The 16,273-nt window shown below is 37.0% G+C and carries 19 protein-coding genes; 18 read left to right on the top strand and 1 reads right to left on the bottom strand.

The features are described 5' to 3' along the window. Window positions 1-2 precede the first annotated feature (2 nt). The 18 genes from ACXAGS_RS01465 to ACXAGS_RS01380 all read left to right on the top strand — a co-directional run bounded on the left by ACXAGS_RS01465 (window position 3) and on the right by ACXAGS_RS01380 (window position 15,753). Complete coding sequence (locus tag ACXAGS_RS01465; protein WP_010516250.1) at window positions 3-425, top strand: bactofilin family protein; 423 nt, start codon at window positions 3-5, stop codon at window positions 423-425. After that, window positions 403-630, top strand: coding sequence for an AtpZ/AtpI family protein (locus tag ACXAGS_RS01460; protein ID WP_474903939.1), 228 nt, complete (start codon window positions 403-405; stop codon window positions 628-630). The genes ACXAGS_RS01465 and ACXAGS_RS01460 overlap by 23 nt, the downstream gene beginning before the upstream one ends. Before the next feature lie 7 nt (window positions 631-637). Further along, window positions 638-1,039, top strand: coding sequence for a DUF6168 family protein (locus tag ACXAGS_RS01455; protein WP_474903937.1), 402 nt, complete (start codon window positions 638-640; stop codon window positions 1,037-1,039). Window positions 1,040-1,115: 76 nt separating this feature from the next. Continuing rightward, window positions 1,116-2,294 carry a F0F1 ATP synthase subunit A gene (atpB, locus tag ACXAGS_RS01450; protein ID WP_474904786.1) on the top strand — a complete coding sequence of 393 codons (1,179 nt, stop codon included), beginning with the start codon at window positions 1,116-1,118 and terminating at the stop codon, window positions 2,292-2,294. A gap of 37 nt (window positions 2,295-2,331) precedes the next feature. Beyond that, a complete protein-coding gene (gene atpE, locus ACXAGS_RS01445; protein ID WP_167989059.1) occupies window positions 2,332-2,520 on the top strand; it encodes an ATP synthase F0 subunit C in 189 nt (62 codons plus the stop codon). A gap of 91 nt (window positions 2,521-2,611) precedes the next feature. Beyond that, window positions 2,612-3,109, top strand: a complete 498-nt coding sequence (locus tag ACXAGS_RS01440) for a F0F1 ATP synthase subunit B (protein WP_474903935.1) — start codon at window positions 2,612-2,614, stop codon at window positions 3,107-3,109. 18 nt (window positions 3,110-3,127) lie between these two features. Beyond that, window positions 3,128-3,667 carry an ATP synthase F1 subunit delta gene (atpH, locus tag ACXAGS_RS01435; protein ID WP_474903933.1) on the top strand — a complete coding sequence of 180 codons (540 nt, stop codon included), beginning with the start codon at window positions 3,128-3,130 and terminating at the stop codon, window positions 3,665-3,667. A gap of 2 nt (window positions 3,668-3,669) precedes the next feature. After that, on the top strand, window positions 3,670-5,250 hold the full coding sequence (gene atpA / locus ACXAGS_RS01430) for a F0F1 ATP synthase subunit alpha (RefSeq protein ID WP_474903932.1): 1,581 nt from the start codon (window positions 3,670-3,672) through the stop codon (window positions 5,248-5,250). A gap of 15 nt (window positions 5,251-5,265) precedes the next feature. After that, window positions 5,266-6,126, top strand: coding sequence for an ATP synthase F1 subunit gamma (gene atpG, locus ACXAGS_RS01425; protein WP_474903931.1), 861 nt, complete (start codon window positions 5,266-5,268; stop codon window positions 6,124-6,126). Window positions 6,127-6,315: 189 nt separating this feature from the next. Beyond that, complete coding sequence (locus tag ACXAGS_RS01420) at window positions 6,316-8,310, top strand: hypothetical protein (protein ID WP_474903929.1); 1,995 nt, start codon at window positions 6,316-6,318, stop codon at window positions 8,308-8,310. Between the two features lie 103 nt (window positions 8,311-8,413). Continuing rightward, entirely contained in the window at window positions 8,414-8,896 is a 483-nt protein-coding gene (locus tag ACXAGS_RS01415; protein WP_474903928.1) for a hypothetical protein, read from the top strand. 75 nt (window positions 8,897-8,971) lie between these two features. Then, window positions 8,972-10,435, top strand: coding sequence for an oligosaccharide flippase family protein (locus ACXAGS_RS01410; protein WP_474903926.1), 1,464 nt, complete (start codon window positions 8,972-8,974; stop codon window positions 10,433-10,435). Beyond that, entirely contained in the window at window positions 10,425-10,859 is a 435-nt protein-coding gene (dut, locus tag ACXAGS_RS01405; protein WP_474903925.1) for a dUTP diphosphatase, read from the top strand. Before ACXAGS_RS01410 ends, dut begins: the two co-directional genes overlap by 11 nt. 85 nt (window positions 10,860-10,944) lie before the next feature. Next, window positions 10,945-11,961, top strand: coding sequence for a sugar nucleotidyltransferase (locus ACXAGS_RS01400; protein ID WP_474903923.1), 1,017 nt, complete (start codon window positions 10,945-10,947; stop codon window positions 11,959-11,961). Between the two features lie 6 nt (window positions 11,962-11,967). Then, on the top strand, window positions 11,968-12,909 hold the full coding sequence (locus ACXAGS_RS01395) for a tetratricopeptide repeat protein (protein ID WP_474903921.1): 942 nt from the start codon (window positions 11,968-11,970) through the stop codon (window positions 12,907-12,909). Between the two features lie 9 nt (window positions 12,910-12,918). Next, entirely contained in the window at window positions 12,919-13,689 is a 771-nt protein-coding gene (lolB1, locus tag ACXAGS_RS01390) for a lipoprotein insertase outer membrane protein LolB1 (protein ID WP_474903919.1), read from the top strand. After that, window positions 13,689-14,912: a murein hydrolase activator EnvC family protein gene (locus ACXAGS_RS01385; protein ID WP_474903917.1), complete on the top strand. Its 1,224-nt coding sequence runs from the start codon at window positions 13,689-13,691 to the stop codon at window positions 14,910-14,912. Before lolB1 ends, ACXAGS_RS01385 begins: the two co-directional genes overlap by 1 nt. Before the next feature lie 4 nt (window positions 14,913-14,916). Beyond that, on the top strand, window positions 14,917-15,753 hold the full coding sequence (locus ACXAGS_RS01380) for an aldo/keto reductase (RefSeq protein WP_474903915.1): 837 nt from the start codon (window positions 14,917-14,919) through the stop codon (window positions 15,751-15,753). A 6-nt stretch (window positions 15,754-15,759) separates the two neighbouring features. Here ACXAGS_RS01380 and ACXAGS_RS01375 read toward each other — a convergent pair whose 3' ends face one another. Next, window positions 15,760-16,272 carry an acyl-CoA thioesterase gene (locus ACXAGS_RS01375; protein ID WP_474903913.1) on the bottom strand — a complete coding sequence of 171 codons (513 nt, stop codon included), beginning with the start codon at window positions 16,270-16,272 and terminating at the stop codon, window positions 15,760-15,762. Window position 16,273: the final 1 nt, after the last annotated feature.

Below are 16,273 nucleotides of genomic sequence, written 5' to 3'. Positions count from 1 at the left end.
AAATGTTTTCAGACAACAAAAAGCCACGCCCAAATGAGGGCTTTGGTGGTGGTCAGCCCAACCGAATAGAAAAAAACACTGTAATTAAAGGAGATATTACTTCTGAGGCCGATTTTAGGATAGATGGCAAATTAGAGGGTAATGTAAAAACTTCTGGCAAGGTAGTTATTGGTAGAGGCGGCCTAATAAAAGGTAAAGTAGAGTGCGTAAATGCAGACATAGAAGGTAATTTTGATGGTGAGCTTTATGTGTCTGAATTATTATCCTTAAAAAGTGACGCTAAAATTGAGGGTACCGTAAATGTGGCAAAACTTGCCGTTGAGCCAGGTGCTACTTTTAATGCTACCTGTACCATGGGTAAACCTAACCCAAACGCACAGCGTACACAGCAGCCAAAACAAAATGAACCAGCAAAAGCCTCATAACGAGCGCCAACAACTATTAAAAAATATTGCCAGTTTCTCTGGAGTAGCTATTCAAATGGGAGTTACCATTTATCTAGGTAATTTATTAGGGGAATGGTTGGATCAAAAGTTTGCATCAACTTATTGGGAAGAAATTATAACTTTGCTAGCTGTTTTTATGGCTATGGGTCTTGTAATTAAAAAGGCCATGGACATGAGTAAATAGCACAATATTGAAACAAGCTTTAAAAATAATCGCATTATTTATTGGTGTTGCCATCCTTTCTTACGGATTGCACACCAATTTTTTTTTGGAGAATGGTCCGTTTAGGACTTTTTTAACCAACACCTACATATTCCATTTTACTTTTTCGCTGGTTTTGGTGTTGTCCATTCAATTCTTATCCAAACAAGCCAGTTTGAAAAATTCACTAGGCATCGTCTACTTGGCTATGCTGTTTGTAAAAATGGGTCTGTTTGTTTTGTTGTTTAAAGAACCTTTGTTTGCAGAAGAAGAAACACCCAAGTCAGAATTACTTTCTTTGCTGATTCCCTTTTTCTTAAGTCTGTTGCTAGAGGTGTATTTCATCGCAAAAATCTTGACCAAAATAGATACATCAAACAATATTCGATGAAAATGGTTTGGATTACAGCAAGATGTATTACTTTTGCGCAAAATTTTGACGAGCCTCATTTTTGAAATTTATCATGATGAAGAAAAATCTAGGTATTGCTAGTTTGCTTTTTGCACTGTTTGTATCCGTTCAATCATTTGCCATTTCTGACAAAGAACATGCTACTGACCATGGTGGTGAGGTAAATACCAAAGAAGAGGTTAACGAGTACATTCAGCATCACCTTAAAGACGCACACGACTTTCATGTATTTTCCTATACAGATTCTCACGGCGAGCGTAAGCATATTGGTTTTCCGTTACCTGTAATTGTTTGGTCCAGTAATGGGTTGCAAACATTTATGTCTTCTGCCTTTCATCATGATGATGCAGGAAATGTGATTGTAGAAAAAGGAGGGTCTAGATTTGTAAAGATTCACGAGAAAATATACGAGTTAGATAATGGGGTTGCCGAAGTTGCTTTTGATGAGGCACACCACCCAACCAATGCGCATAAGGTGTTAGATTTTTCTATCACTAAAGGTGTTTTTGGTATGTTGTTAGCTGGTTTATTGTTGGTGTGGGCTTTTGCTTCTTTAGCAAAGCAATACAAAAATAAAAGCGTGCCTACCGGTTTTGGTCGTGTTTTAGAGCCGTTGGTGTTGTATGTAAGAGACGAGATTGCAAGGCCTAATATTGGCGAGAAAAAGTACCAACGCTTTATGCCTTTCTTGTTAACGGTATTTTTCTTTATCTGGGTGTTGAACTTGTTGGGGATGACGCCACTTGGCTTTAATGTAACCGGTAATATTGCTGTAACATTTTGTTTGGCCTTGTTTACATTTTTGATTGTACAATTTAGTGCTAATAAGGATTATTGGAAACATATTTTCTGGATGCCAGGAGTGCCGGTACCCATGAAAATTATTTTAATGCCAATTGAAATCTTGGGAATGTTTACAAAGCCATTCTCTTTAATGATTCGTTTGTTTGCAAATATAACCGCAGGGCACTTTGTGGTAATGAGCTTAATTGCTTTAATGGTGTTACTTAAATCTTCTTTTGGAGCTGTTGGCTCTACGGGAATCTCTTTTGTGTTGACTTTGTTCATCACGGTTATAGAATTGTTGGTAGCGTTTTTACAGGCGTTTATCTTTACCATGCTTTCTGCCCTTTTTATAGGTATGGCAGTTGCTGAGCATGATCACGACCATGAGCACGATGCGCACGGAGATGAGGTTTCTGATGTAGAAGATGTAAGAGAGAATTTTGTTTAGAATTATTATTGTTTAATTATTTATAAAGTCAATTACTATGTACAACTTAATTGGAGCTGGATTAATCGTTATCGGTGGTGGTATCGGTTTGGGTCAGATTGGTGGTAAAGCGATGGAAGGTATCGCTCGTCAACCAGAAGCAGCTGGTAAAATCCAAACTGCGATGATCATCATCGGTGCACTTTTAGAAGGTTTGGCCTTTGGTGCGTTAATCCTAGGAAACTAATTACAAAGAACACTCATCCTGCAACGGTTGGTTGCAGGAAGTGTTTTTTAAAGATTTGCGATTAAATAATAATTGATAAAAGTATTTTAAAATGGATTTGTTAAACGATTTTTCACCGGGCTTATTTGTGATGCAGGCCATCATTTTGTTGGTGTTGATTTTCTTACTAGCAAAATTTGCATGGAAACCAATTATGCAATCTTTGAATGAAAGGGAAAAAGGAATCCAAGATGCATTAGACGCTGCAGAAAATGCGCGTAAAGAAATGCAAAACTTGCAGGCAGATAATGATAGGTTGTTGCAAGAAGCTAGAGCGGAGCGCGAAACCATGTTGAAAGAAGCAAGAGAAATCAAAGAAAAAATGATATCTGACGCCAAGGAACAAGCGCAAGTAGAAGGTGATAAAATGATTACTCAGGCGCAAGCAGCTATCGAGAGTGAAAAGAAAGCAGCTATGGCAGAAATCAAATCTCAAGTGGCTACCCTTTCTGTAGATATTGCAGAAAAAGTAATCAAAGAAGAATTGTCCAGCAAAGACAAGCAATTACAGCTTGTAGAAAATATGTTGGGTGATATCAAATTAAATTAATAGTAAGAAAAGAATCCTATGAGCGATTCAAGAGCAGCTACACGTTACGCCAAGGCGGTGCTAGATTTTGCCATGGAGCAAAAAGCCGCTGATAAGGTAGAGAAAGACATGAAAGATATCATTGCTACTATTGCAGAAAGCAATGAACTTAAACAGGTTCTTTCTAGCCCTGTCGTAAAGTCAGAAATCAAAAAAGCTAGTTTAAAAGCTATCTTTAAAGATGGTGAGCAAATAACCATGGGCTTGTTAGATACCTTAATGGCTAACAAACGTTTGGATTTGTTGAACGAGGTTGCTTTAAAATATATAGCCCAATACGAACAGCGTAAGGGAGAAGATGTGGCTTATGTTACGTCTGCTGTGCCTTTAACAAAGGCATTAGAAGATAAAATATTGGCACAAGTAGCTAGCTTAACCGGCAAAAAAGTTACCTTGGAAAATAAGGTTGATGAAGCATTGGTCGGTGGTTTTGTACTACGTGTTGGCGACTTGCAATATGATGCAAGTGTGGTAAGCAAATTAAAAAGTTTAAAAAGGGAATTTACAAATAGTCTATAACAATGGCAGCAGTAAAAGCAGCTGAGGTATCAGCAATCTTAAAAGAGCAATTATCAGGATTTGAAGCATCCGCTTCTTTAGACGAAGTGGGTACTGTACTTCAAGTAGGTGATGGTATTGCACGTGTTTACGGTCTTTCTAACGCACAATATGGTGAGTTGGTAGAGTTTGATGGCGGTATGCAAGGTATCGTATTAAACCTAGAAGAAGATAACGTAGGTGTGGTACTTTTAGGTCCTTCAAAAGAAATCGTTGAAGGTGCTACTGTTAAGCGTACACAGCGTATTGCTTCCATCAAAGTTGGTGAAGGCATTGTTGGTCGTGTTGTAGATACTTTGGGTACTCCTATAGACGGTAAGGGTCCAATTTCTGGAGATACTTATGAGATGCCATTAGAGCGTAAAGCGCCTGGGGTAATCTTTCGTCAGCCAGTAAATGAGCCAATGCAAACGGGTATCAAGTCTATTGATGCTATGATTCCTATTGGTCGTGGTCAGCGTGAGTTGGTTATCGGTGACCGTCAAACAGGTAAAACTACCGTTTGTATAGATACCATTCTAAACCAAAAAGAATTTTATGATGCAGGTGAGCCTGTATACTGTATTTACGTTGCTGTAGGTCAAAAAGCTTCTACCGTTGCTGCTATTGCAAAAACATTAGAAGAAAAAGGTGCTTTAGCATACACTACAATTGTAGCTGCAAACGCATCTGATCCTGCGCCAATGCAAGTATATGCTCCATTTGCCGGTGCAGCAATTGGTGAGTACTTCCGTGATACAGGTAGACCAGCATTGATTGTATATGATGATTTGTCTAAGCAAGCGGTTGCCTACCGTGAGGTGTCTTTGTTATTAAGAAGACCACCAGGACGTGAGGCTTACCCTGGAGATGTTTTCTACTTACACTCAAGATTATTGGAGCGTGCCGCTAAGGTGATTGCAGATGATGAAATTGCAAAGAACATGAACGATTTGCCAGAATCGTTAAAGCCAATTGTAAAAGGTGGTGGTTCTTTAACAGCATTGCCAATTATTGAAACGCAAGCAGGTGACGTTTCTGCCTATATCCCAACTAACGTAATTTCTATTACAGATGGTCAGATATTCTTAGAGCAAGATTTATTTAACCAAGGTGTGCGTCCTGCAATTAACGTAGGTATCTCTGTATCTCGTGTAGGTGGTTCTGCGCAGATTAAGTCTATGAAGAAAGTATCTGGTACACTTAAGTTAGACCAGGCACAGTTCCGTGAACTAGAAGCATTTGCTAAGTTTGGTTCTGACTTGGATGCGGCTACCTTAAACGTAATTGAGAAAGGTAAGCGTAACGTAGAAATCTTAAAGCAAGCTCAAAACGATCCATTTACGGTAGAAGACCAGGTAGCGATTATTTTTGCAGGTTCTAAGAACTTGTTAAGAGATGTTCCTGTAGATAAAGTAAAAGAGTTCGAAAGAGATTACTTAGAGTTCTTAAATGCTAAACACAGAGATGTTCTAGATACGTTAAAAGCGGGTAAACTAACAGATGAAGTAATTGAAACGTTAACAGCTGTTAGTAAAGAACTTTCTGCAAAATATAAAGCTTAAAAATTAATCTAAAGGATGGCAAATCTTAAAGAAATACGTAATAGGATTTCATCGGTAAAGTCTACCATGCAGATTACCAGTGCCATGAAAATGGTATCTGCTGCTAAGCTTAAGAAAGCACAAGACGCCATTACCGCTATGCGTCCTTATGCAGATAAATTAACGGAGTTATTGCAAAGTTTAAGCGCTAGTTTAGAAGGTGATGCTGGTAGTGTTTACGCAGAAAAGAGAGAGGTTAAGAAGGTATTGGTAGTAGCCATTACTTCTAACAGGGGTCTTTGCGGAGCGTTTAATGCCAATATCATTAAACAAACAACAGCTTTAAAGCAACAATATCAAGGTAAGCAAGTAAACTTTGTTACTATAGGTAAAAAAGCCAATGATGCCCTTACCAAAGCGGATACGGTAATTGCTAATCATAGTTCGGTTTTTGATGACTTAACTTTTGATAATGTAGCGGCCATTGCTGAAGATTTAATGCAGCGTTTTGTGGCTGGGGAGTATGATAAAATTCTTATCATCTACAATAAGTTTAAGAATGCCGCAACGCAGATTGTTACTACAGAACAATTTTTACCTATTGTGCCGGTGGCATCAGAAGGTAGCGAAGTGGCTTTAGATTACGTTTTTGAGCCTTCTAAGCCAGAAATTGTGGAGCAATTGATTCCTAAGTCTTTAAAAACTCAATTGTATAAGGGAATTAGAGATTCTTTTGCCAGTGAGCATGGAGCGCGTATGACCGCTATGCACAAGGCTACGGATAATGCTGGTGAGTTAAGAGACCAGTTAACCTTAACGTATAATAAAGCAAGACAAGCCGCCATTACCAACGAAATTCTTGAAATAGTTGGTGGTGCCGAAGCTTTAAATAACTAATAAGAACGTATAGTTCCAGAAAAGCCCCTGAATTATTTCAGGGGCTTTTTTTATGCCGAATATTTTCTATTAAACAATAAAGTCTATATTTAACCTTCTGGTATATGAATTCGGAGATGTTTAAGCCATTTAACGGAGTTTTGGCCTTTTCAACGATGTATATTATTTTTTATAACCAACCTAATTAAAATGAAGATTACTAGATTATTTATTACCCTTTTTTGCTTAGGCATGTTTTTTTCGTGTTCCAAAGATGATTCAGATGAAGAAGTCAAAGAGGTTTATGTTAATGTACCTCCATCAAGGGTAACCAACATTAAGGCAACGGTTCTTGAAGGTACTTTAGTGAACATTACTTGGGATGCAGCAACAGATGATAATGGTGATTCTGTTACCTATGAAGTAATCGTGAACAATGAAATATTGGTTGCTGATTATTTGGAAACCTCTGTGGAAATAGATGTTCAGGAATATATTGCAAATCAAGGAAATAAGGTTAAAATAAATAAAAATGGAGTTGCCAATTTTGCAGGTAAAAGCGGTGTTGATGTTGTATTGGGAATAGAAATAAGAGCCTATGATGGAAATGGTTCCTTCTCTAATGAAAGTACAATTAAAACATTGAATGTAAATCGCTCTCCTAACGAATTTGAGTTTGAAAACATTTATTTTAATTTCTATAGCTATGACAGTATAGAGATTTTTTGGAGCTTAACGGATGATCCTGACGGAGATTCAATTGTTTATACGGTTTACATTAATGATGAACTGATTACGGACGATACAAGTGTGGATAGTTATTACAACCGGGGTTATTATTATTATAACAACAATTTCTATGATTTACTGAACGAACCTATTACCATTAAAGTGGTTGCTTCTGATGGTTCTGCACAAGAAACGTTTATAGAGCAAGTCTATGAATTTAGAGCTACGGATATAGATTTGGGTTCACTGGATTTTCCATCTATAACATCACAAGAATTTTCTTTGGCTGAAGAGGAGCCAGACGACCGAATAGGATTTACTTTCTCTATTACAGAACCTTCAGATTATCTAATAGAAGCTGGTGATAATAATGTAATCTTGCGTGATGAAAATGGCAACTTGATAAATTCTAATTACAACTCTGTAAATGGGTTTAATTTAGAAGTTGGAAATTATTATGTGGAAGTAGAATCCTATTATTCGTCAAGTAATTCTGCGTTAACTATTCAATTAGCAGATGCTAATTTATCTGATGTTGACCTGGGCAATGTTATTGCTCCGTTTACTGAATCATACATATTCGATTTAAGTGAAGAAATTGATAATGCCATAATTTATAAATTCACGGTAGAAGAAGAAATTGGCGCAATAATCACCGTTGATAATTATTATGATTTATACATAAGAGACGAAAATGGTAATTATGTTAATTATTCTAGTACAAGCGGAGGCATAAAAGTTCCAAGCTTGTTTCCAGGGACAACTTATTTGGTTTACCTTAATAGTTATTATAACCAAACAGACTCGGGAACCATTAATTTCAACTTTAAAGATTCAGAAGAAACGAATCTAGATTTAGGTCAACTTAGTACTACTGAAATTTTAGAAACTACCTTTGACTTATCAGTAGAGCCAGACTCTAGGATTACTTATACTATTGATGTTGCAGAAGCTACAGGTTTTTCTTTTTATGCTAATACAGACCTAAATTTTGAGATTATATCTGAAAATGGCAATTATATAAATACAAGTTATTCAAGCTATGGAAAGGTTTATGGAAATTTTAATGTCCCTGGCAAGTATTTTGTTTCCGTTAATAGTTACTACAGTGATTCTGGAACTTTAAAACTAGCCATAGGCGAACCTAACGCAACCGATATTGATTTAGGAGAGCTTACACTGCCCTTTTCACAATCATATAACATAGAATTTACCAAATCAGATACTGACGATTTGTTAGAATATACCTTTACAATCACAGAGTTAGTTACTACCTACAATATATCCATTGGTTATAGTTCGTACAGGTTAGTGCTACTTGATCAAAATAATAACGAAATTAATTATAGTTACTATAACCCTTTGTCTGGAACCAGTTTGGCTCCAGGTATATATACAATTCGTATGATTCCAAATTGGAACTCATATGAAATAGATTCAATGACAGATAGCTTATCAATTATTTTAAACAACTAATAAGAACGTATAGTTCTAGAAAAGCTCCTGAATTTCAGGGGCTTTTTTTGTTTTGGCACTAATTTTGGTTTTCTATCTTTATAAGAATAATAAATTGTACAAAATGAAATGGTTTACCTATATATTTTTTAGTTTGTTGTTTTCGCTAAGTAGTTGTTCATCCCAAAAGGTTTTTGTTAAGGAAGCCCCATTTACCACGGGTAATGCTACTTGCCAGTATTGGGCCGGTGGTAGGGCGGAAAGTGGTTCGGGCACCAAACTAAAAATTCCTGTTGGTCAAATAGATAAAGAAGGAGTAACTTTTGCCCAAGCTTTTTTTAGGGGCAAAGTTGCGGATTTAAAAATAGTGAAGAACTCAGATGAAATGTATGCCGAGGCAAATTTTAGTAATAAAATGGATAAACCAGACATTGTAATGCATGCAGACCCAAAGAAAGAAGTGGGTAACAAACCTCCAAAACTGCAAAAGGAAAATCCGTTTGAACTGTCAGAAAATGAATGTGTAATCAGCTATACGGAAAACGGAGAGCTCAAATATCTTAAAATTGAAAACATAAAGGAACTAAAGCCAAAAATGTATCAGTAGGCTTAAAATGTGTACCTTTATCGTCTAAATATCCCCGGAGTCTTACTTCGGGGTTTCTGTTAAACATCTACCCAATTGAGCATCCTCAACAAACTGTTTAAGCAAACATTTATTTATGGTTTGGCCACGGTTTTACCACGGATACTCTCTTTTATATTAGTGCCTTTTCATACTGGGGTAATGAATACCAGTACCTATGGTGAAACCTCTTTGGTGTTTACTTTTATCGCTGTTTGTAATGTGGTTTTAGCCTACGGAATGGAAACGTCTTTTTTTCGTTTTTTTAATAAAGAGGCCAACAAACAAAACGTAGTTTCTACTAGTCTAATAAGTGTTGCAGCCACCACATTTGGCTTTGTAATAATTTCTTGGATTTTTAAGTCGGGTATCGCAGCATTTTTAGAGTTAGGCAACACCTTGTTTCTAATCGTTGTAGCGGTTTTGGCCTTTGATGCGTTGACCATTATCCCTTTTGCTTGGTTGCGTGCCAAAGAGCGCCCTATGCGCTATGCAGTGGTTAAAGTAACCACAGTGGCAATTAATTTATTTCTCAATTTATTCTTTTTGTCCATACTGCCGATGCTACAAGTAGGCGATAACGCTTTGTGGCAGGCAATTTATGTACAGGATTTTCAGGTAGAATATGTTTTTATAGCCAATGCCATTTCTAGCGGTATAGCCTTTTTGTGGGTAGGTGGTATTTATCTAGATACCGATTACACTTTTGATGCTACGCTATGGAGACGAATGATGCGCTATGCCCTACCAGTATTAATTGCGGGTATTGCCTATGCTATAAATGAGGTTTTTGATAGGTACTTGCTCGAGTGGCTGCTACCGGCAGATATCTCTAAATCTGAAATAGGAAAATACTCCGGATGTTATAAATTGGCGGTTTTTATGACGCTTTTTTCTACAGCTTTTAGATTGGGTATAGAGCCTTTCTTTTTTAGTCATGCAGATTCTAAAAATCCGCAAAAAGGCTATGCTCAGATTACGGGTTATTTTGTCATTTTTGGAAGTATCATTTTACTAGGGGTAGTTGTTTTTGCCGATTTAATAAAACATGTCTTAATACCCAATGAAGCTTATTGGGAGGCCTTAAAAATTGTGCCGTTTATTGTTCTGGCCAATTTCTTTTTAGGTATATATCATAACCTGTCCGTTTGGTATAAGGTTACGGATAAAACCCGCTATGGTGCATTTATCTCGGTAATTGGTGCCATCATCACCTTGGTCATCAATATTATTTTTATACCTAAAATGGGGTATATGGCCTCAGCAATAGCAACCTTAAGTGCCTACACAGTAATGATGTGTTTGAGTTATTACTTGGGCAAAAAATTGTATCCTGTACCGTATAACATGCGTAAGATTTTATTTTATGGAGGGTTGTCTATTCTATTCTCCTTTTCATCATTCTATATTTTTAACCGTAACTTAATCGTTGGTTCCTTTTTGCTTTGCCTATTTTTGGGAGTCATTTATAAGATGGAAGGCGATAAGTTAAAAGCAATATTCATTAAACGTGGAAATTAAAATTATCAACAAATCGGCTCATGCCCTGCCGCATTACGAAACTTTAGCGTCTGCTGGTATGGATTTAAGGGCTAACATTGAAGCGCCTATTACCCTAAAACCATTAGAACGAACAATTGTTAAAACGGGTTTGTTTATTGAACTACCTGTTGGTTTTGAGGCTCAAGTGCGTCCAAGAAGTGGGCTGGCAGCAAAAAAAGGAATTACCGTACTTAATGCCCCGGGAACGGTAGATGCCGATTACCGAGGTGAAATTGGTGTTATTTTGGTGAACTTGTCCAATGAAGAATTTACCATTGAAAATGGTGAGCGTGTGGCGCAATTGGTTATTGCCAAACATGAACGTGCAACATGGGTGGAAGTTAACGAACTTACTGAAACAGCGCGTGGAGCCGGCGGATTTGGCAGTACTGGTGTAAAATAACTATAGTATAAATAGTCCCTTTTTTAGGATAAAAATTGAAAAGTAAAACTAGTCGTGTATAAACGACAACTAACTGAATAAGAAAATGAAAATCATTGTACCAATGGCCGGTCGTGGTTCTAGACTACGCCCACATACCTTAACCGTTCCAAAACCTTTGATCCCTGTTGCAGGTAAACCTATTGTACATCGTTTGGTGAGCGATATTGCCAAAGTGTTGGGCGAACCTATAGAAGAGATTGCTTTTATTTTAGGAGACCCAGCGTTTTTTGGAGCAGATGTGGTAACTAGCTTAGAGAACCTTGCCCAAGAATTAGGCGCAAAGGCATCAATTTACAGACAGCTAGACCCTAAAGGTACTGGCCATGCTATAATGTGTGCAGAGCCATCCTTGTCTGGCCCTGCTGTAATTGCCTATGCAGATACGCTTATACGGGCAGATTTTGATTTGGATAAAGAAGCAGATAGCGTTATTTGGACCAAAAAAGTAGCTAATCCTTCTGCTTATGGTGTAGTAAACCTAAACGGGAATAACCATATAGTAGAGTTGGTAGAAAAGCCAGATACTTTTGTTAGCGACCAAGCCGTAATAGGCATTTATTATTTTAAAGATGTTGCCGTACTTAAAAAAGAATTGCAGTATGTATTAGATAACGATATTATTAATGGGGGAGAGTATCAAATAAACGATGGTATCAAGCGCATGATGGCAGATGGTAAGGTTTTTGTAACAGGTAAGGTAAGTGAATGGATGGATTGTGGTAACAAAAATGTAACCGTAGAAACCAACCAACGTATGTTAGGGTTCTTAGAGGAAGATGGAGAAAAATTAATTTCGGATACCGTACAAGAAGAAAATGCGAATATTATACCACCTTGTTTTATAGGGGATAATGTGGTTCTTAAGAACACAACGGTAGGGCCGTTTGTTTCAATAGGAAACAATACCGTTATTGAGAATTCTACCGTTAAAAATAGTTTAATCCAAGCGCATTCCTCTATCAAAAATGCTAATTTGGACAATGCTATGATTGGAAATCATGTAAAATACAATGGTAATTTTGAAACCATAAGCATAGGTGATTATTCTACTTTGGAATAAAATTTTATGAAGAAAAGTTATTTTGTTTTAGCAATTTATATTGCCTGCTTCCTCACAGGCCTAAAAAGCCTTGCTCAAAACAATAACGATTCTATTCCCCAGGTAGAAGAATCTGCCGAAGTATTTCTTGGAGATTATACCGATAGGTTTCAGGAGTTGTTTTTTGATGGTCTACGGCAAAAAAGCATTGAAAATTACGATAGGGCAATTAACCTGTTTTTAGAAGCCAAACAGTTAGAGCCCAATTCTAATGTTCTAAATCATGAGCTAGGAAAGGTTTATGCCTTGGATAAGTCCTATGTTAAAGCGCAGGAGTTTATTTTGGAAGCATTGGCCAATGAGCCAGAAAATTACTGGTACTTATATTCTTTGGTAGAGCTTTTAAATACGCAAAACACCAATTTGGTTGGAATAGACCATAACTTAGATTTGGATAATGAGAAAATAGGAAAGAATCTGGCATTGGCTTATTACAACTTAGGTAGTTATACGTTGGCCAAAGAGCAGCTAGAAAAAATTACCAATGGTGATTTTAAAAACAACTTAACGGTAAAGGTAGAAGATGCCTTAAGTAGAAGGCAAAACAATGTTCAAAAAACGTTTTCCAGCACCGTAGTTAGGCAACAGGGCAATCCGGTATCTAGTATTCAATTTAATTTGGAGCAGCAAATTAAGATGGAAAATTATGGGATTGTAGAACTACGAGCAGCATCCGCTCTAGAGTCCTATCCTTTACAACCCTATTTTTATTATGCCCATGGTCTTGCCTTGCATAAAAAAGGTAAAAATTACCAAGCAATTGAGGTTTTAGAAGGTGGTCTGGATTATTTGTTTGATGATATAAAGCTGGCCAATAAATTTTACAATACATTGGCAGAAGCCTATACGGCCATGCATAACCCAACCAAGGCTAACTTCTATAGAAATAAAATTAGACCAGGTTTTTAATTCGATTGTATGAAAGGGAATATTTATTTGGGATTTATTTTTTTAACCTTGCTTTTTATGGGGGGCTGTAAAAGTGCTGCGGTTTTGTCTTCTGGTACGGCAGAACCTTCTTTAACAGCTAAAAAAATAATACAACAACATTACAAAAACCAAACGGACTATAGTACCTTGACAGCTAAGCTAAAGATTGAGTATACCAGCGCTGATGCAAATCAGGCGGTATCCGTAAGTTTACGAATGAAAAGAGATGAGGCCATTTGGTTAAGTGCCCCTTTTGGGATGTTTAAAGCATTGATTACTCCAGACCGAGTGAGTTTTTACAACCGTTTGGATAACGAGTATTTTGATGGTGACTTTGCTTATCTTACCGAAATGCTGGGTACCGAAATGAATTTTGAAAAAGTCCAAAACTTGTTGTTGGGTAATGCCATCTTAGACTTACAAAATCAAAAGTATGAGGCAAACGTAGTAAACAACACCTATAAATTAACACCTAAGAAACAAGAAGATTTGTACAGTATTTTCTTTTTTATGGACCCTAAATACTTCAAAATATCTAGACAGGAATTGATCCAGCATACAGAAGCACGGTCTCTTGATATGGATTACACCTACCAACAAGTAAGCAGTAAGATTATTCCAAATACGGTACGTGTTCAAATTGATAATAAAGGTGAAAACACCAATATCAACTTAGAGTATAGAAACTTAGAACTGGGCAAGGCTTTAAATTTTCCCTATAAAATACCAAGTGGTTTTAAAAATATTAGTGCTCGCTAATGTATAGGCTTTGGATACATAAAGGGTTACTATTAGGGCTTTTGGTATTACTGCCTTACTGGGGTATTTCTCAATCTAGTGAACAAAAGGCCCTAGAGGCAAAAAGAGCGCGGATTCAGAAAGAAATAAAAGAAATGAACCGCTTACTTTTTCAAGAAAAAAAAGAAAGGGGTAATGTTCTTGATCAATTAGACGCACTAGATCAAAAAATAAACAAAAGTCAAGAATTAATTAAAGTTACCAACCAGCAAGCTAATTTGTTGAACAGGCAAATCAATGCCAATGTACGTAAGATTAGTAAGCTTAGGGAAGAACTAAAGGCGCTTAAGGAAGAGTATGCCACATTGATTCAAAAATCGTATCAAAACAAGACCGACGAGAACCGTATCATGTTCTTGTTATCCGCAGAGAATTTTTTTCAAGCTTTTAAACGTCTACAATATATAAAACAGTATACCAAATACCGTAAAACCCAGGGAGAACAGATTATTGCCCGTACGCAAGAACTTACCGCCTTAAACAAAGATTTGGTTGCACAGCGTAAGATAAAAGACCAATTGGTACAAGAAAATACTCAGGTAAAAAATCAATTGGCAAAAGAGGTGGCGTCCCAAAAAGATTTATTAAAAAGCATTCGTTCCAATGAGAGTAAATATGCCAAAATAATATCGGACAAACAGAAAGAATCTAAACGGATAGACCGGGAAATTGACCGATTAATTAAAAGTGCAATTGCCAGTAGTAATAAGAAAACTGGGGGAAAAAGTTCCTCTAAGTTTGAATTGACACCAGAGTACAAACTTATTGCTAATAATTTTTCTGCAAATAAGGGAAAGTTAATCTGGCCAGTAGAAAAAGGAGTTAAAAGCCAAGGATATGGGGTGTATGCAGATAAGTTATATCCAGGAATTAAACACCAAAATAATGGCGTTACCATAACCACCGATAAAGGCGAAAAGGCTAGAGCCATTTTTGAGGGCGAAGTTATTGAGATTATGTCGTTAAGAACGGGCCAAAAAGGAGTTTATGTAAGACACGGAAATTACATAAGTATGTATTTTAATTTGGCCAGTGTATATGTTAAAAAGGGAGATAAGGTAAAAGTTAAGGAAGCTATTGGCGAGGTATATACCAATGCATTGAATAACGAAACCAAATTAAAATTTTACCTCTATCAAAATACCGTTAAATTAAATCCAGAGCAATGGATTTACCAAATGTAGATTTATGGAACAAATAACAAACTTACAAGGAACTTTTACATTACATAATGGTGTTAAAATGCCTTATTTTGGATTAGGTGTTTATTTGTCAGAAGATGGTACGGAAGTTATTAATGCGGTTAAATGGGCCTTAGAAGCTGGCTATAGGCATATAGATACAGCGTCTATTTATAAAAACGAGGAAGGCGTGGGCCAGGCCATAAAGGAAAGTAATATTGCCAGAGAAAGCATTTTTGTGGTTTCTAAGGTATGGAACGCAGACCAAGGCTATGAAAGTACTATAAAAGCCTTTAACGAAAGCTTGGAGCGATTACAATTAGAATATCTAGACTTGTATTTGATTCATTGGCCGGTAAAAGGAAAATATAAAGAGACTTGGAAAGCTTTAGAGCAATTGTACAGGGATAAAAAAATACGAGCCATAGGGGTCAGTAATTTTTTGCAGCATCATTTAGAAGACTTACTTACCACTGCCGAAATTGTTCCCATGGTTAACCAAATGGAATTTCATCCGTATTTGGTGCAGCAAGATTTAATTGATTTTTGTAAAAAACACCAGATACAATACGAAGCGTGGTCCCCAATGATGCAGGGTAAAATATTTGAGATGGACGCCTTTAAAGAATTGGCCAAAAAGTACAATAAAAGCATCGCTCAAATTGTATTGCGTTGGGATTTACAGAAAGGTGTGGTTACCATACCAAAATCTTCAAAAAAAGACCGTATTGTTGCCAATGCAGCCCTATTTGATTTTGAACTATCCGCAGAGGATGTGGCCTTGTTAGATGGTATGGATAAGCAACATCGCTTTGGGCCAGACCCAGATAATTTTGATTTTTAAGGCGTTTTATTTTGTAAACAAAGCCTTAAGCTCAGTGGCATCGTCCGGTTTCATTTTACCAGCAAGTACTAAACTAAGTTGCTTTCTGCGTAGCGCCGCATCAAAACGTTGTTGTTCTAGTTCTGTTTCGGGTTTTAACTTAGGCACTTCTGTAGGTGTACCGGTTTCGTCTACCGCCACAAAAGTATAAATAGCTTCATTAGCTTTAACTTTTTCACCACTTATGCGGTCTTCCATCCAAACATCAATATAAATTTCCATAGAAGAGTTAAAAGCCCTTGAAACAGCTGCTTCTACGGTAACAACACTGCCCAAAGGAACGGAGCGGTTAAAAGCTACGTGATTTACAGATGCGGTTACGGTAATTCTTCTGCTGTGCCTTCTTGCAGCTATACTTGCGGCACGGTCCATACGCGCCAGCAATTCGCCTCCAAATAAATTATTTAACGGATTGGTTTCACTTGGTAAAACCATATCGGTCATAATTGTACGGGATTCGCTAGGTGTTTTTGTGCGCATG

The sequence above is a fragment of the Croceivirga sp. ABH4_376 genome, from assembly GCF_056160685.1.
The sequence above is the reverse complement of the archived record's forward strand: the minus strand, read 5'-3'. Positions and strand labels throughout refer to the sequence as shown.

Coding starts and splice junctions, on each gene's coding strand:
- ACXAGS_RS01465 (WP_010516250.1), top strand. CDS start 3: ATGTTTTCAGACAACAAAAAGCCACGCCCAAATGAGGGCTTTGGTGGT.
- ACXAGS_RS01460 (WP_474903939.1), top strand. CDS start 403: ATGAACCAGCAAAAGCCTCATAACGAGCGCCAACAACTATTAAAAAAT.
- atpB (WP_474904786.1), top strand. CDS start 1,116: ATGAAGAAAAATCTAGGTATTGCTAGTTTGCTTTTTGCACTGTTTGTA.
- atpE (WP_167989059.1), top strand. CDS start 2,332: ATGTACAACTTAATTGGAGCTGGATTAATCGTTATCGGTGGTGGTATC.
- ACXAGS_RS01440 (WP_474903935.1), top strand. CDS start 2,612: ATGGATTTGTTAAACGATTTTTCACCGGGCTTATTTGTGATGCAGGCC.
- atpH (WP_474903933.1), top strand. CDS start 3,128: ATGAGCGATTCAAGAGCAGCTACACGTTACGCCAAGGCGGTGCTAGAT.
- atpA (WP_474903932.1), top strand. CDS start 3,670: ATGGCAGCAGTAAAAGCAGCTGAGGTATCAGCAATCTTAAAAGAGCAA.
- atpG (WP_474903931.1), top strand. CDS start 5,266: ATGGCAAATCTTAAAGAAATACGTAATAGGATTTCATCGGTAAAGTCT.
- ACXAGS_RS01420 (WP_474903929.1), top strand. CDS start 6,316: ATGAAGATTACTAGATTATTTATTACCCTTTTTTGCTTAGGCATGTTT.
- ACXAGS_RS01415 (WP_474903928.1), top strand. CDS start 8,414: ATGAAATGGTTTACCTATATATTTTTTAGTTTGTTGTTTTCGCTAAGT.
- ACXAGS_RS01400 (WP_474903923.1), top strand. CDS start 10,945: ATGAAAATCATTGTACCAATGGCCGGTCGTGGTTCTAGACTACGCCCA.
- ACXAGS_RS01395 (WP_474903921.1), top strand. CDS start 11,968: ATGAAGAAAAGTTATTTTGTTTTAGCAATTTATATTGCCTGCTTCCTC.
- lolB1 (WP_474903919.1), top strand. CDS start 12,919: ATGAAAGGGAATATTTATTTGGGATTTATTTTTTTAACCTTGCTTTTT.
- ACXAGS_RS01385 (WP_474903917.1), top strand. CDS start 13,689: ATGTATAGGCTTTGGATACATAAAGGGTTACTATTAGGGCTTTTGGTA.
- ACXAGS_RS01380 (WP_474903915.1), top strand. CDS start 14,917: ATGGAACAAATAACAAACTTACAAGGAACTTTTACATTACATAATGGT.
- ACXAGS_RS01375 (WP_474903913.1), bottom strand. CDS start 16,272: ATGCGCACAAAAACACCTAGCGAATCCCGTACAATTATGACCGATATG.